The 15,678-nt window shown below is 66.2% G+C and carries 13 protein-coding genes; 5 read left to right on the top strand and 8 right to left on the bottom strand.

Annotation, left to right across the window (positions count from 1 at the left end; all coding sequences use genetic code 11):
• Positions 1–191: 191 nt before the first annotated feature.
• The 5 genes from BGN95_RS08615 to BGN95_RS08635 form a co-directional block, all read right to left on the bottom strand.
• Positions 192–1,139 carry a FecR family protein gene (locus BGN95_RS08615; RefSeq protein WP_286772389.1) on the bottom strand — a complete coding sequence of 316 codons (948 nt, stop codon included), beginning with the start codon at positions 1,137–1,139 and terminating at the stop codon, positions 192–194.
• Positions 1,133–1,606: an RNA polymerase sigma factor gene (locus tag BGN95_RS08620; RefSeq protein WP_286772390.1), complete on the bottom strand. Its 474-nt coding sequence runs from the start codon at positions 1,604–1,606 to the stop codon at positions 1,133–1,135. The genes BGN95_RS08615 and BGN95_RS08620 overlap by 7 nt, the downstream gene beginning before the upstream one ends.
• A 57-nt stretch (positions 1,607–1,663) precedes the next feature.
• On the bottom strand, positions 1,664–2,653 hold the full coding sequence (locus BGN95_RS08625; protein WP_286772391.1) for an amidohydrolase family protein: 990 nt from the start codon (positions 2,651–2,653) through the stop codon (positions 1,664–1,666).
• The gene (locus BGN95_RS08630) at positions 2,650–4,614 is read right to left on the bottom strand and encodes a prolyl oligopeptidase family serine peptidase (RefSeq protein ID WP_286772392.1); all 1,965 of its coding nucleotides are present in this window, start codon (positions 4,612–4,614) and stop codon (positions 2,650–2,652) included. Before BGN95_RS08630 ends, BGN95_RS08625 begins: the two co-directional genes overlap by 4 nt.
• A gap of 85 nt (positions 4,615–4,699) precedes the next feature.
• Positions 4,700–7,390, bottom strand: a complete 2,691-nt coding sequence (locus tag BGN95_RS08635) for a TonB-dependent receptor domain-containing protein (RefSeq protein ID WP_286772393.1) — start codon at positions 7,388–7,390, stop codon at positions 4,700–4,702.
• A 274-nt stretch (positions 7,391–7,664) separates the two neighbouring features.
• On the opposite strand from BGN95_RS08635, the gene BGN95_RS08640 reads away from it, so the two are divergent.
• Both BGN95_RS08640 and BGN95_RS08645 read left to right on the top strand, forming a co-directional pair.
• Entirely contained in the window at positions 7,665–10,031 is a 2,367-nt protein-coding gene (locus BGN95_RS08640) for a bifunctional diguanylate cyclase/phosphodiesterase (protein WP_286772394.1), read from the top strand.
• A gap of 210 nt (positions 10,032–10,241) precedes the next feature.
• Positions 10,242–10,400 (top strand): hypothetical protein, encoded by a 159-nt coding sequence (locus BGN95_RS08645; protein ID WP_265313745.1) that lies wholly within the window; start codon positions 10,242–10,244, stop codon positions 10,398–10,400.
• Here the strand turns inward: BGN95_RS08645 and BGN95_RS08650 are convergent.
• Complete coding sequence (locus tag BGN95_RS08650) at positions 10,373–12,145, bottom strand: GGDEF domain-containing protein (RefSeq protein WP_286772395.1); 1,773 nt, start codon at positions 12,143–12,145, stop codon at positions 10,373–10,375. The two genes, BGN95_RS08645 and BGN95_RS08650, sit on opposite strands and share 28 nt — an antisense overlap.
• Before the next feature lie 165 nt (positions 12,146–12,310).
• Between BGN95_RS08650 and BGN95_RS08655 the strand changes: the two genes are divergently transcribed.
• A complete protein-coding gene (locus BGN95_RS08655) occupies positions 12,311–12,742 on the top strand; it encodes a hypothetical protein (RefSeq protein WP_286772396.1) in 432 nt (143 codons plus the stop codon).
• Positions 12,743–12,753: 11 nt separating this feature from the next.
• On the opposite strand, the gene BGN95_RS08660 is transcribed toward BGN95_RS08655, so the two are convergent.
• Both BGN95_RS08660 and BGN95_RS08665 read right to left on the bottom strand, forming a co-directional pair.
• Entirely contained in the window at positions 12,754–13,335 is a 582-nt protein-coding gene (locus BGN95_RS08660) for a PilZ domain-containing protein (protein ID WP_286772397.1), read from the bottom strand.
• A gap of 95 nt (positions 13,336–13,430) precedes the next feature.
• Positions 13,431–14,363 (bottom strand): LysR family transcriptional regulator, encoded by a 933-nt coding sequence (locus tag BGN95_RS08665; protein WP_286772398.1) that lies wholly within the window; start codon positions 14,361–14,363, stop codon positions 13,431–13,433.
• Between the two features lie 126 nt (positions 14,364–14,489).
• On the opposite strand from BGN95_RS08665, the gene bdcA reads away from it, so the two are divergent.
• Both bdcA and BGN95_RS08675 read left to right on the top strand, forming a co-directional pair.
• Positions 14,490–15,203, top strand: coding sequence for an SDR family oxidoreductase (bdcA, locus tag BGN95_RS08670; protein ID WP_286772399.1), 714 nt, complete (start codon positions 14,490–14,492; stop codon positions 15,201–15,203).
• A gap of 77 nt (positions 15,204–15,280) precedes the next feature.
• Positions 15,281–15,678: VOC family protein (locus BGN95_RS08675; protein WP_286772400.1), on the top strand; the 398-nt coding region annotated here is incomplete at its 3' end.

Raw genomic sequence — 15,678 nt, forward strand, 5'->3', positions numbered from 1 at the left:
ACAGCGAGAGATCCTGGCGGGGCAATGAGAAGCGATAGCGAGGCGCGGGCTGCGCCTCGACGGCAGAGGCTATCAGGCACGCCGGTGCCGACAGCAATATCAGTCGTCCCCCCTGCCCCATGTCCTTCCTTTACACCATCTCGCCGCACCCGTTCGGGCAGCGGCAGGGCGGACGCGCGGCGCGATCGCCCTCAGCGTGTCAGCAGCACGTCGTCGCCCTCTCGCTGCACGCGCAACCCGTGGAGCTGCGCCACCGCCGCCGCGAATTCGGACGGATTGCCGGTCGCGAACACGCCCGAGATCGGCAATGCCGCCAACCGCGCGTCGCTTACCACCAAATGCTCGTCGCCATAGCGATTCATCTCGGCGGCCGCTTCCGACAGCGGGGTATCGCGGAAGGTCAGTTCGCCGCGCCGCCACGCGGTAACCGCATCCAGCGGCGGCCGATCGAGCGCGACCGCACCGCCCCGCCCGACCGAAACGCGCTCGCCCGGCGCGAGCACCGCGACGAGCCGTGGGGGGGCACCTACCTGCGTCACCTCCACCTTGCCGCGCAGCAATGTGACACGGACGCGATCGGCATCCCTCCGCACGACGAAGCTCGTCCCCAGCGCCTTGATGCGTTCGTCCCCGGCGTCGACGACGAAGGGCCGCGCGGCATCATGCGCGACATCGAACAGCGCCTCGCCCCGGTCGAGCGAAATCTGGCGCTCGTGCCGGCCGAGCTTCGCGGTGACATGGCTGTCGGTGTTGAGCGCAATGCGGCTGCCGTCGTCGAGCGTCGCGACGCGCTGCTCGCCGATCCGCGTATCGAACGCCGACGGCTGATCGAGATAGACCGCGATCGCGCCGCCGCCCGCCAGCAGCAAGAGCGAGGCGGCGATCGCGGCGGGAATCCAGCGTCGCGGCGCCGGGGCTGGTCGCGCGCCGGCGTCCTCCTCGCCGAGCGCGGCGGCATCGGGGAGCAGATCCCACAATTCGCCGGCGCGCCGGAACGCGTCGCGATGCTCGGGATCGGCATCGAGCCAATCCTGCAGCGGCGCCTCCGCAGCCGCACCGCTCGGGCCGTGCAGCCGCGCGATCCAGGCCGCGGCCTCGGCGTTGAGCCGCGCGCGCTCGTTGCTCGACCGCGTTACCATTGTTCCATCCAGTTCATCAGTTCGAGCGTCGCGCGCGCGATGCGCTTTTCCACCGCGGCAATCGACATCCCCTCTTCCCGGGCGATCGTCGCATAGCTCGCGCCGTCGAGCCGCCGGCGAAGCAGGATCCGGCGGGTACGCTCAGGCAATTGCGCCAGCCCGTCACTAGCATGTTTCAGCCGCGCACGCGATTGCAGCACCTGCTCCGAATCCGGCGCGGGATCGACGATCGTGAAGACATTCTCATTGGCAAAGGGCGCCCGCCGTTCGCGACGCTGTTCGTCGATCGACAGGTTGACCGCGATCCTCACCAGCAGCGCCTCTTGTGACCGCACCTCATGCTTCCGCTCATAATATTCGACCTTGAGAAAGGCTTCCTGCACCAGATCGTCCGCATCCTGATCCGCGACGCCTCGCTTGCGCAAGACACCACGCACGTGTCGCCACATCTCGGTCAACTGGCTCATCGCGTTTCTCTCACGCGCCATAGACGATAGGCGCGCACAGGGAACAGGTAGACTTTCTCAGCGAACCACATTGCGCGCAACCTTCTGCCACTCGGCGTCGGACAGCGGGAGCGTGCGCAGCCCGGCATAATAAGCGCGAAGATCGCGCATGAACGGCCAGTCCGACGCCGGGACGAAATGGCGCAACCCGATCCGCCGCATCAGCCCGGCCAGCGCCGCTTTGTCGCGATCCGGCACACTTTCCGGCCGGATCGCGGCGAGATCGAAATAGAGATTGGCGCATCGCGGGCGATCATGCTCGCACGTCTCGGCAAAGACGCCGAGCGCGGCAAGGGTCGCGGAATCGACCCCGCCCCAGCCCGCGGCGTGCGCGATCTGAATCGTCGTGCCGCGCGCCGCGGGTAGCACCTGGTTCACGAAGATGCGTGCCTCGTCGGCGCCGTACCCCTCGACGCGGTGGCGCATGTGGATCATGACGCGCCAATGCGCGGACGCCGCCGCGCGCACCACGTTCGCGAGTATCCTCACCTGCTCGGGCCGGTGATAGTCGAAGCGCGAATTGGCGAGATGCAATTTGATCCCGGCGACATGACGATCGCCGCGCCAATGCGCGATCTCGGGCAGCGCGGTCGGCGTCAGCGGGTTGACGCCGATATAGGCCGAGAAGCGTGCCGGCTGCGCGCGCGCCAGCCCCACGGTGAAGTCATTGGCCGCGCGGACGATCGCCGCGTGGTTCGGCGGCAGCGCGGCCATCAGCGGGCTTTCCGCGAGATAGGCGGTCGACATCACCTGCGCGCGACGGATGCCCGCATCGTCCATCGCGCGGCGCAGATCCGCAACGGCCAGCGGCCGGGTGAACTCGGCATCGCATTTGCTCGCCCGCCCCGGGCTGGCACAATAATCGGACAGGATCGCGAGGATCGCGGGCGCGTGGAGATGGACGTGGTGATCGACGTGCACCACCGGCGCCCGCCGGTCCGCCGCGCCAGACGGCGCGACGGACAGCCACGCGATCGCGACGACCGCACCCAGGCGGGCGAAGGTCACCGCCCCTGATCGGCGAGCAGCATCTGTTTCCAGAACAAGGCGCTCGCCCAGAAATAATAGTCCTCATTCTCCTTCTTGTGGAAAACGTGCCCCTCATTCTCGGCGAGCACATGCCACACGGTGCCGCCCTTGCCGCGCACCGCCTTGATGATCTGCTCCGCCTCGCTCGCCGGGACGCGCGGGTCGTTGCCGCCGGTCGCGATGAGCAACGGCACGGTGATCTTGTCGACATTGGTCAGCGGCGAGATTTCGATCAGCTTGGCGCGCTGCTTCGGATCGCGCTCGTCGCCATATTCCACGCGGCGCAGGTCACGCCGATAGGATTGCGTATTCTCCAGGAAGGTGACGAAGTTCGAGATCGCCACATAGCAATTCGCGCCCTTCAGCCGCGCCGAATAATGCGTCGCGGTGGCGTAGCACATATAGCCGCCGTAGGAGAGACCGGTGACGGCGAAGCGCGCCGGGTCGAGCGTCGGATCCTTGGTCAGCGTGTCGAGAAAGGCGCCGATATCCTTCACCGAATCCTCGCGCTTGAACGGCCCGTTGTCGAGGTTGACGAAGCGCTTGCCGAAGCCGGTCGAGCCGCGGACATTGGGGAAGAACAAGGCGATGCCGAGTTCGTTGAGATAATAATTGTCCGGCCCGAGGAAATCGGGCTGGGTCTGCCCCTCCGGCCCGCCGTGGATATTGACGATCAGCGGGCGCTTGCCGGGAAATTTCGCGGGATCGGGGCGATAGAGGAAGCCCGATACGGTTTCGCCGTCGAAGCTTTTGACCTCGACCAGTTGCGGCTCGACATTCTTCGCCGGATCGAGCCCGCCGGTTTCGCTGCGCGTCCAGCGCGTCACCGCCAGCGTCTTCGGGTCGATCGCAAAGGCGTCGCCGGCGACACGTGCGGAGGACATGCTGAGACCGATCGTGCCCCAGGGCGCGATCTGGATCGGCGAGCCGATCGTATAGGGGATGACCCCCGCGGGCAGCCCGGTCACGTCGCGCGACGTCCCCGCGCGAACGTCGAGCACATGCACCCGGCTGACCCCCGCCTCGTTGGTGGCGTAGACGACGAAGCTGCCGTCGGGGGCAAGCGCATATTCGGTCACGTCCCATTTCCGCTCGGCGGAAACCGGGGTGAACTTGCCGCTGCGCGCGTCGAGCCGGCCCAATCGCACGAAATCGGAATCGATGTCCGACAGGATCCAGATCGCGCCGTCCGGCGCATAATGCGGCGCGATGTACGAAACCTCGCGCTTCACATCGTTCAGCGCGCGCATCTTGCCCGAGGCGAGATCGAGCTCATAGATATCGGCGCGGTTGACCGACATGCGGTTGACCACCAGCGCCCGCGCGCCGTCAGCGGAGAAATCGGCGATGTTCCAGCCGCCGCCCTTCACCGTCGCGACGAGGCGATCGGTCTTGGGGTTGCGCGGATCGACGACGTAAAGGTCTGAATCGGTGCCGTTACGCCGGGTCGACGAATAGCCCACGACCTTGCCGTCGGGGCTCCACGCGCCGAACCAGTTGCGGCTCTTGCCGTCGGTGAGGAGATGCAGCCGCCCGTCGACCAGCCGGTAGAGCTGGAAGAACTCGCCGCCGCCGATATCCTTTTGCACCACGGTGACATCGCCCGCGCCGGGCGAAACCGCGGCGGCGATCACCGGCTCGGCCTCGAAGCTGAGCTGGGTGCGCGCCGCATCGGGCGCGCCGACCTTATGGATCTGATCGGTATTGGCGAAGCGCGTCTTGATCAGCATCGAGCGATCGGCCGGATCCCAGCCGAGGAAGATCGCCTTGCGCGCCTGAAGATAGGGCTGGGTTTCGGCGACTAGCGCCGCGGGGATCGCGGGAAGCCCGTCGGCGACGATCGCCGCGGGCTTGGCGACGGACGCTTCCTGCGCAGGGGCGGCGACGGGAAGCAGCGCAAGGGTTGCAGCGGTTGCGGCAAGAGCGGAACGAAGGCGCATATGGCACTCTCCTGTATCGGGTCAGTTGGGGCCGAAGCCATGATCGCCCGGCGCGATGTCCGGGCGATCCAAGGGGTCACGATGATCAGAATCGAACGCGCGCGCCAAAGGTGAAATAGCGCCCGAGCACGTCGTAATAGGGCGAATAGAGCGACCCGTTCGGCGCCTGCTTGTTAAACAGATTGCTGACATTGCCGTACAATTCGAACGACCGCGACCCGGTGGGCACCTTCACCTGCGCCTGCAGATCGAAATAGGTGTAGGCGCCGATATGGTTGTTCGAGAGCGCGATCTGATTGTTGAATACCCCCGGCGAGATATAGCGGGCGCGCACCAGCCCGGAGAAGGTGTCGTTCTCATAGCCGACCGAGCCGTTGACCCGCCACGCCGGCACGCCGAGCCCGAAGGAATAGCCCTGCGAGCGGACATATTCGAGCTTCACCACCCCGTCATCGGTGGTGAGGCTATCCACCCAGGTGCCGATCAGGCGGAACTTCAGCCGGCCGTTGGCCGATTTGAACAGCCGGTCCATCGCCATGACGTAGGAGATTTCCGCATCGATCCCGTTGGTCTTGTAATTGGCGAGGTTGACATAGGTCGAAACCGTCCGGGTGATCGTATTGGTCGCCGGATCGCGCTCGACCCGCGAACATAGCGCCGTGTTGCCGTTGTAGCAGCGCGTCACCAGATCTTGCGCCGCAATGGTGGTGATCACATCCTTCACATCGATGTCGAAATAGTCGACCGAGATGTTGAGGCCGCGGACCGCCTGCGGCGAATAAGTGAAGCCGAAGGTCCAGGTATCGGCCTTTTCCGGTTCGAGGCTCGGATTGCCGCCGCCGTTGCTGAGGACATAGACGTTCTGCTTGGTGAGCGGATCGTAGATCGTGTTATAGCCGGTAGTGGTCTGGGTATAGAGCTCGCTGAGATTGGCCGAGCGGATATCGCGCGAACGCGTCACGCGGCCGCGGAAACCCGGGAAGAATTCGTTGGTCGCGCCCAGCTTCCACGACCAGATCGAGCCGGTGGTGCTGTAATCGCTGACGCGCACCGCGCCGTTGAACTCGAGCTGGCGCAGCAGCGGCGTATTGTGGACGAGCGGCACGAGGATCTCGCCGAACGCCTCCTTCACATCGAAGCTGCCCGACATCGCCGAGAAGCTGAAGGTGCGGAACGCCTTGGCGGCATCGAGCGCGCCGACGGTCTGCCGGATGCTTTCCTTGCGCGCCTCGACGCCGACCGCGAACGACACCTTGCCCGCCGGCAGCGCGAACGGCTCGCCGCGAAGGCTGATGCCGCCCACGTCGAGCTTGGTGGTCGCGCGCTGGCTCGGCGTGCCGGTGACATAGGCGATCGCCTCCTTCGACGGCGCACCGAGGCCGAACAGATTGATCGGGACGCAATTGGTGCTCGGATTGGTCAGCGCGATCCGGCACACCGCGCGGCCGCTGGCGGGATCGATCACCGAGTCCACCGCATTGGCGAACTCCTTGGTGAGCAGGAAGCCGGGGGTATCGATATTGTTCTGATATTCGCCGTGGCTGTAATAAGCGCTCCAGCGCAGGTTCGATCCGATCCGCCCGTCCAGCGCCAACGTGCCCTGCGTCACCTTCCGCTCGAAATCGATCCGCGGATAGGAAAGATCGCTGTTGAAACGCCCCATGTAGAAACTGCTCTGGCCCGCCGCGGCGAGCGCGTCGGTCACGCTTTTCGACAGAAAGGCATTGTCCGACTTGATCAGGATGCCCGATGTCGCCGAGCCCTGCACGTGATCGCCGAACCAGATGTAATTGTTCCACATCCGCGAATGGCGCACTTCGGCGGTCAGCTTGATCGCGGGCGAGAATTCATAGGTGAAGCGCCCGAGCGCGCTGTAGCGGCGCTGCGGCGTCATCAGCGGGCTGAGATCGTCGTTCGACGGCCCCTCGCCGCCCGACATATAGCCGCCGCTCACCCGGCCATAATCGAAATTGCGCAGCGACCCGTCCGGGTTGAACGCCTTGCCGGCCAGCACCCCCGAGGTGATCAGCCCGCCATAGGCCGAGGTGGAAAAGCCGACATCCGGGGTCATCGCGCCGGCGAACGACGCCCAGCGGCCGATATTCTTGCGCGCCGTCTTCGGCACGATGCCGTCGCTGTTGAAATATTCGCCGCCGATGACGACGTGGCCGCGATCGTCGTTGAAGCCGATCCCCGCCTTGCCTTCGAAGCGATGCTGCGCGGCATCGCCATAGGTCGAAACGCCTGCTTCGGCGCCGAGCTGCAGTCCCTTGAACGTCTCGTCGATCCCGAGATTGACGACGCCCGCGACCGCGCCCGATCCCCAGGCCGCGGAAGCACCGCCGGTGACGACCTGCGCGCTGCGCACCAGCACGTTGGGAATGGTGTTGAGATCATTGTCGCTGACGATGCGACGGCCGTCGATCAGCACCAGCGTGCGGTTGATGCCGAGACCGCGCAGATCGACCGGAGCGTTGCCCGCGCCGGTGTTGGTCCCCGTCGTCTGCGCCGAAGTGGTGGCGCGGAATTGCGGCAGATCGTTGAGTGCGGCGGCGACATTCGGCCGCGCGCCGACCGACAGGTCTTCGGCGGTCACCGTGATCGTCGGGGTCGGCGTCTGGAAATTGCGGTCGATGCGCGATCCGGTGACGATGATGTCGCCCCCGGTATCGCTCTCGGCCGGCGCCGCATTCTCCGGGGATACCGTCTGCGCCGATACGCCCGCCGCGGCCAGGATCGCCACGCACGCGCCGATTACACTCCCGAATCTGATCATGAGTCCCCCCTTGTCTCCAGGCGGCCGATCGCCGCGGATGCTCACGGGGAAGACGATCCGATTTCACAAATCCGACATATTTCGAAAATTTTTTCGAGCGCCGCGCATCGCCGCTGTGGCGACATGGCTCGAACGCCGTTGGCGAAGGGGGACCGGGCCACTGCGGGTCCCCGAAAAAGCCCTCAAATCGAGGGTGATGGGCGCGGGTACGCCGGCGCGCATAATAAGAAATTTACATTCATGTGAAACCTATGCCGTGGTTACGGGGGGCCTTATGTTCAACGTGCTCGAATGCGCGACCGACCAGCACGACATCCGATTGGTCGTTCTCGCCGCGCTGATCTGCCTGTTGGGAAACGTCGGCGTCTTCGTCCTGCTCAACCGCTCGACCCTGTGCGTCGAGACACGCCGGCGCCATTGGCTGATGATCGCCGCGATCGCCGAAGGCGTCGGCGTATGGGCCACCCATTTCGTCGCGATGCTCGCCTATCGCGGCCCGATGCCGCTCGAGTTCGGCATCGCGCTGACCCTGCTCTCGGTGACGATCGCGATCGCTTTCTTCTGGGGGGTGTTCCACTGGCTCGGACGTGCGCCGGGGACGGCCCGCAACATGGCCGCCGGTACGGGAGCGGCGGTCGGCATCCACGGGATGCATTTTACCGGCATGGCCGCAATTATCGCCCCGGCGCGGATCAGCTATGAGATCGCGCCAGTCCTGATCTCGCTGGCGCTGTCCGCGCTGCTGTTCGGCGCCGCCTTCGTCGTCTTCACCGCAACCGAAGGGCGGAAGAAGATCTTCCTGCCCGCGATCCTCGCGGTGCTGTCGATCGTCGTGCTGCACTTCACCGCGATGTCCGCCACCACGCTGACCTATGATCCGACGCAGGCGAGCGTTGGCGGCCCGATTCTGAGCCGCGAATGGCTGGTGCCGGCGATCGTGCTCGCCAATCTCGTCCTGCTCGCGCTCGCGCTCACCGGATCGTTCGTCGACCGCTGGCTGACCGATGCCCGCGGGATCGCCGATGCGACGCTGGAGGGGCTGGCGATCGTCAGCGCGGGCCAGATCGTCGAGGTCAACCGCCAGCTCGCAGGGTTGCTCGGCGTCAGCTCTCGCGCATTGATCGGCAGCGTGCCCTCGCGCTGGTTCGTCCCGGTCGCCGGGGGAACATTCGACATACAGGAGGGGCTTACCGTCGAGGCGCGGATCCGCGGCAGCGCGGACGAGGACCAGATCATCGAGATCGCAACCCAGATGATCGAATATCGCGGCCGGCGCTGCGAAGTGCTCGCGGTCCGCGATCTTTCCGATCGCAAACGCGCCCAGCGCGCGATCGAGCATCTCGCCTCGCACGATCCGCTGACCGATCTTGCCAACCGTGCCTGTTTCGTCCGCGCGCTGGACGAAGCGATCGCGGCGCGCCAGTCCTTCGCGCTGCTTGCGATCGACCTCGATCGCTTCAAGGCGATCAACGATATTTTCGGTCACGGCGCGGGGGACGACATCCTGCGCCGCGTCGCCAATATCCTCCGCGCGTCGGTGCGCGGCGACGACGTCATCGCGCGGGTCGGCGGGGACGAATTCCTCATCATCCAGCGCGCGGTTTCCGGGCCCGACGACGCGCGGCGGCTGGCGAGCGACATATTGGAGAATTTCGCGGGCGAGATGGACGTGGCGCGCGATCCGATGGCGGTCGCCGCGAGCATCGGGGTCGCTTTCTACCCGCTTGACGCGCTCGATGCGGAAACGCTGCAGCAGAACGCCGATATCGCGCTCTATCGCGCCAAGAGCAGCGACCGCGGGATCGCGGTCTTCTTCGATCAGGAGATGGACGAATTGGCGCGCGACCGGCGTGCGCTCGAACATGATCTGCGCCACGCGATCACGCGCAACCAGCTCCATCTCGTCTTCCAGCCGCTCGTCGCCACCGCCTTCGGCTCGGTGGTCGGCTATGAAGCGCTGCTGCGCTGGCAGCATCCCGAGCGCGGCGAAATCCCGCCCGATTTCTTCATCCCGATCGCCGAGGAAATCGGCGCGATCGTGTCGATCGGCGAATGGGTGTTACGCGAGGCCTGCGCCACCGCCGCCGGATGGCCGGCCAATATCTCGATCGCGGTCAATGTCTCGACGGTGCAGTTCCAGGTGCCGAGCCTGCCGGCGATCGTGCGCGACGCGCTCGATTCCTCCGGGCTCGACGCGCGGCGGCTCGAGCTCGAGGTCACCGAGACGGCGTTCATGCGCAACCGCCAGATCGCGCTGAAATCCTTGCATGAGATCCGCGCGATGGGGGTGCGCATCGCGATGGACGATTTCGGCATCGGCTATTCGTCGCTGAGCAACCTCAAGGCGTTTCCGTTCGACAAGATCAAGATCGACAAAAGCTTCGTCGCGTCGATCTCCGACGACGAAGCCTCGCGCTCGATCGTGCGCGCGATCGTCGGGCTGGGACGCAGCTTCAACATGCCGATCGTCGCCGAGGGCGTCGAGACCGAGGCGCAGCGGCAGATGCTGCTCGACGAGGGGTGCCCCCAGGCGCAGGGCTATTATTTCGGGCGCCCGGCGGGCGATCCGTTCGGCGACGCCGCGCGGGACCGGCAGGGCAAATCGCCGGCCGGGCATCTCTCCGGCGAATCCACCGCCTGAGCTGCGCGCGATGCGGCGGCTGCGGCCGGCGAACGTCCGCCGATCTACAAATATATGGAAACCGGTAACAATTCCGTCTCAATTCCGGTCTAACAGCAAGCCATCGGGCGCACGCGTCCGAAACCTCCCTGACTCTATGGGGGCAGCCCTCCCCTTAATCTCAAGCTGCCCCTCCTTTTTTGCGCATTTCCCAACTCTGGATTGATCGCCTTGACCCCGCGCGAGATCGCTGCCCTGCAGCAGGAACTTCTATCGATGCCCCGGCAGGAGATTGTGAATCTCTATCACGCGCTCGGCACCGACGATCCGCGCCACGAGGTGATCGAGGCGCTGGTCAAAGCCTATCGGCTGGATCTCGAAGCGGCCTGATCGCGCGCCGCGACGGACGGATCGGCGGGCCGCGCCGCGTGGCCACGATACCGGCGCGTGACGACGCGATTCCGCCCGGCATGTTTTGCTTCGTAGAGCGCTTCGTCGGCGAGCTTGAACAATTCCCGAAAATCGGCCGCGACGCGTGACTGGGCGACGCCGATGCTGGCGGTGACGATCTGGTCGCCGATGATCCGGCGATGATCGCACGCCGCGATCCCGACGCGGACGCTCTCGGCGAAGCGATCGAGGATCAGCCCGTCGAGCCCCACCGCAAGCAGGCCGAATTCCTCGCCGCCGATCCGGCCGACGGTGCACATCGCCCCCTCCCATGACGCGATCCGCTCGCCAATCCGGTGGAGCACCGCGTCGCCGGCATCATGGCCATGTTCGTCGTTGATCGACTTGAAGCGGTCGATGTCGATCAGCAGCAGCGCGGCGGGCAGCCCGCCGGCGCGCGCGCGATCGAGCAAGGAGGCGACATTCTCCTCGAAACCGCGCCGGTTGCGCACCCCGGTCAGCGCGTCGCGCCGCGCCGCTTCGCGCGCCAGCGCCTCGCCCGCGCGAGCGCGGTCGCGCTCGATGCGCAGCCGGCCGATCCGGCGCGTCGTGGCGATCGTCAGCCACAAGGTCTGCCAGGTCGCGGCGAGCAGGATGACGAGTTTGGACCCCGCGCCCCACAGATGGTCGTCCATGTCGACGAGCTGGATCGCCGCCAACGTCACCATCGGCACCGACCAGGCGCCCGCGAAGTCGCGCGCCTCGGTCGAGCCGCGCCGCCACGCCCAGCCGAGGCAAAGCGTCACCGCCGCCAGATCGGCGAGGATGAGATAGCCGAGCAGCTCGGCGAATTGGGTGAGCCCCGGCCCGCGGATCAGCGCGAGCGGAACGCCGGCGACGGCATTGGCCGCGCCGAGCGCCAGCGTGCCGGTCCGCAGCGCGCGCGGCAGCGTATCGCGCCCGAGCGAGGTTACCGCGCTCGCCGTCGCCAGCGCGACCGCGAGGCATGACAGGAAGGTACAGATCTGCGCTGACACCGTCCCGGCCATCGCCGGGAAGGCGAGCAGATCGAGTTGCGACCAGATCGCCCCCCACACGAACATGCAGACCGCCCAGGCGCCGTGCCAGGCGAGAAAATGGCGGCGGATCGCGGCGGCGAGCGACAGGGTGTAGATGCCGCCAACCAGCAGCAGGGTCAGCGCCGCGCCGATGATCGCGGCGAGCACCGTCGATTGCTCGACGCCCTCCGCCGCCGGCATCAACCGCGCGTGGAGCAGCCCGTAATCGGCGAGCCGCTCGAAACGCAGCGTCACCGCGGTGATCGGCGCATCCCGATCGGGCGCCTCGAACGCAATCTGGCCGCCGGCGCGCCAATGCGTCCCGAACCGGCCGCCGCTCACCTCCTGCCACCGCACGGCACCGTCGGCATAGGAAAAGGCCACCGCCAGCCGGTCGAAGCGCGAATAATGCACCATTAGCACGATATGCCGCGGCTCGATCGGCAGGCGATCGAGCCGGCTGGTCAGCCACAGGCTGCCGCGTTGATAGTCGCGTGGCGCATCGGTGCAGGAGAAGCGCAGCGACGCCAGCCTGTCATCGCGCGCCTGCGAGTCGGTAACTGCATGGCACAGCGAGGATTTGAGCCCGATCGCCTCCGCCATTGCCGGCACGCCCCAGCACATCGCGAAAAGCGCGAGCGCCAGTCGGCCCGGGACTCCCCCCAATAATTTCGCGACCGCCATCATTGGATCGCGGCTTTCGCACGAAAAGCGTTGGCAAAGCTTTAGCATTTCGCCCGATGCGAAGGATAATTTTACAATAACAACTGCCCGGGAGGGCAATTGACTATCGCCCGGTCAACAAGCAGGCCATGCACCTGAATCATCGGCAAAATCGGGAGAGACAAGCAGATGACGACCGACGAGATCGAGATCGCCAAGGTTCTCGACGAGCTCTACGACATCGTTTCCGGGCCGGCCGGCCCGCGCGACTGGTCGCGGCAGCGGTCGATATTCCATGAAGACAGCCGGCAGATGCGCACCTGGATCGATACCGAGGGCAAGCCGGCGATCAGGATCATGGACCAGGAGGCCTATGCCGCCGACACCACGCCCTTCTTCGCCGAGAACGACTTTTACGAGGTCGAGATCGCGCGGAAGATCAATATCTTCGGCAATATCGCCCATGTATGGAGCATCTATGAGGCGCGCCGCGCGCCCGATGCCGACACGCTCGATCGCCGCGGGATAAATTCGATCCAGCTCTACAAGGACGAAAGCGGCTGGCGGGTGGTCAACATGATCTGGGACAATGAACGTCCCGGCGTGGTCGCCAGCCTATAGCGTTCCTCGCGTTACTTCGCGCCCGATCCGGCCGCGACGGGCTCGAAGAAAACCCCGGCCATCCCGCCGCTCGACCATTGCACGCGGCCCATTCTCACATCGCACCCGCGCGCTTTCACGAGCAAGCGGGTGCCTTCGGGTAGGCCCGCGGCCTCGATCATCATTCCTTCCGCCGACATATTCCGCACCGTGCCGGCGAATACCGGCGCGCAGGCGACCAATGTCGCGAGCAGATCGACCTTGATCCGCGGCGCCTCGCGCTGGTCCGACCCGGCGTCTTCCGCCCCCGCCTGCTGATCGCCGAGGTTGCGGGGAAGCGAATCTTCGGTCTGCAAGCCGCAGCGCATGCCCTCCACCCAGCGCACCTCCGCGGTGACGAAGGTCTCGCCGTCGAGGCTGACATGCACCTCTTGCCCCAGCCCGAGCGTCAGCGCGCATTCCCCGCTCAGCCCGTTTTGCGAAACGTCGTGGATCGCCAGCCGCGCTTCGCGGAGAACGGGGTAGAGCAGCGCCGATTTCAAGACGCGCTGGCGGGCATGCCGACGACGCTCATCACCTTCGTTGCTCGTCGCCGAGCCGGTATCTTCCGACACGTTTGAACCCTTTTTGACCCGGAGTCGCCATTTTTGGCTAGGCGCGGTGCTTAGTAAGAAATGTCATTACCGAATGTTGAATTTTAATGCTGACTTTAGATTAAGATTTTCTCTTCGCCCGCGCGAGGCAGCCCCGCTTCCCAATAAGGCGGATCGCCGAAGCTCCGGCGCAGCCATTCGATCAGCGCGGTCAGCTTGGCCGAGGCGCTGCGGTTGGGGGGATAAGCGATATAGAGTTCGGCGCCCTCAGGCTCGACACCGATGTCGATCCGCACGAGGCGCCCGTCAGCCAGTTCCTCGTGGACGAAGAAGCTCGGCAGCATCGCGATGCCGATGCCGGCGAGCACCGCATCGCGCATCACCAGCCCGTTATTCACCCGCAGCTTCGCGCGCGGGCGGATGACCCGCGCGCCGTCCGCCGCGGTAAACCGCCAGTCGCTGTTTCGGTTGGTATAATGGACCGCGCTGGCCTGTTCGAGCTCGTCGAGCGACCGGGGCGTGCCGTGCGCCGCGAGATAGCCGGGCGCGGCGACCAGCACCCGGCGGGTCGCGCATAGGCGGCGCGCGATCAGCCGGTTGTCGCGGATCGCGCCGTGCCGGATCACCGCATCATAACCATCCGCCGCGACATCGACGAAGCGGTCGTCGAGATCGAGGGTGAGGTCGATCCCCGGATGCGCGGCTAGGAAGGCGCTCAAGGCCCGGCCGAGATGCGCGACCCCGAACCCCACCGGCCCGGCGATCCTGAGCAGCCCCGAAAGGCTGCCGCGCCGTTCGGACAATTGCGCGGTCGCCTCCTCCACCTCCCGCAGGATCGTCCGGGCGTGGCCGAGAAAGGCGAAGCCGTCCCCGGTCAGCGCGAGCTTGCGCGTCGTGCGCTGCACCAGCTTGGCGCCGAGCACCCGCTCGAGCTCGGCAAGCCGCTCACTCACCACCGACTTGGCGAGCCCGCTCCGCCGCGCGGCCTCGCTGATCGACCCCGCCTCCGCCACCGCGACGAACACCGTCACGCCATCGAGTTTCATCATCGTTCGGCTTTCCCGAAAACCGGTTTCGACTTTCGCCGGCTAGTGCAGACAATGCCGCTGCGCCATTTCGCTGTCCAGACACACCGGTGCGATTGGATCCGCACCGGCATCGAAAGGAATGGGAAGATGACCGAATTCACCGACAAGAATGTGCTCGTCATCGGCGGCAGCCGCGGCATCGGCGCCGCGATCGTCCGCCGCCTCGCGCGCAGCGGCGCCGAGGTCGCGTTCAGCTATGCCGGGTCGGCCGACGCCGCCGCGGCGCTCGCGTCGGAGACCGGCGCCACCGCGATCCGCTCGGATGCCGCGGATCGCGCCGCGGTGGTCGATCTGGTCAAGGGGCGCGGCGCGCTCGATATCCTCGTCGTCAACGCCGGCACCTTGGTGATGGGCGATCCGCTCGACGCCGACGCCGATGCGGTCGACCGGATGATCGATATCAACGTCCGCGCCCCTTATCATGCCGCGGTCGAAGCCGCGCGGCAGATGCGCGACGGGGGTCGGATCATCGTGATCGGCTCGGTCAACGGCGATCGAATGCCGTTCGCCGGCGGGGCGGCCTATGCGATGACCAAATCGGCGCTGCAGGGGATGGCCCGCGGTCTGGCGCGCGATTTCGGCGCGCGCGGCATCACCGTCAACATCGTCCAGCCGGGGCCGACCGATACCGACATGAACCCGGGCGACGGACCGATGAGCGGGTTCATGCACGAATTCATGGCGATCAAGCGCCACGCCACCGGCGAGGAGATCGCGGCAATGGTCGCCTATCTCGCCGGGCCGGACGCCGGGATCGTCACCGGCGCGCTCCACACGATCGACGGCGGGTTCGGCGCCTGATCGCAACGGGCTGGCCGGGGAGGCGGAAAAATATATCCTCCTCCCCGGCAGATATCGCGCCGATCCGGGAGCCGCCTATGACGAACGTGCGAAACTGGCTGATCGACCACACCGGCATCGGCGTTTCGGATATCCACCGTTCGTCGGACTTCTACGAGGCGGTGCTGGCGCCGCTCGGCGCGAGCGCGATCATGCGCATCTCGCGGACCTTCGGCCCGGCCGACAAAGGCGACGATGATCTCGGCGGGGTCGCGTTCGGCATCGATTATCCGATGTTCTGGATCGACGTCTTCCACCCCCACGGCGTCAAACAGCACAATGCGTTTCGCGCGACCAGCCGGGCGCAGGTCGATGCCTTCCACGAGGCGGGACTCGCCGCCGGGGGCGTCGACAACGGACGCCCCGGGTTGCGCACCGGCGGTTATCCGCCGGGTTATTACGCCGCCTTCCTCCTCGATCCCGACGGCAACAATGT

It is taken from the genome of Sphingomonas sp. 66-10 (assembly GCF_001897045.1).
In the GTDB taxonomy this organism is placed as follows: Bacteria; Pseudomonadota; Alphaproteobacteria; order Sphingomonadales; family Sphingomonadaceae; genus Sphingomonas; species Sphingomonas lycopersici.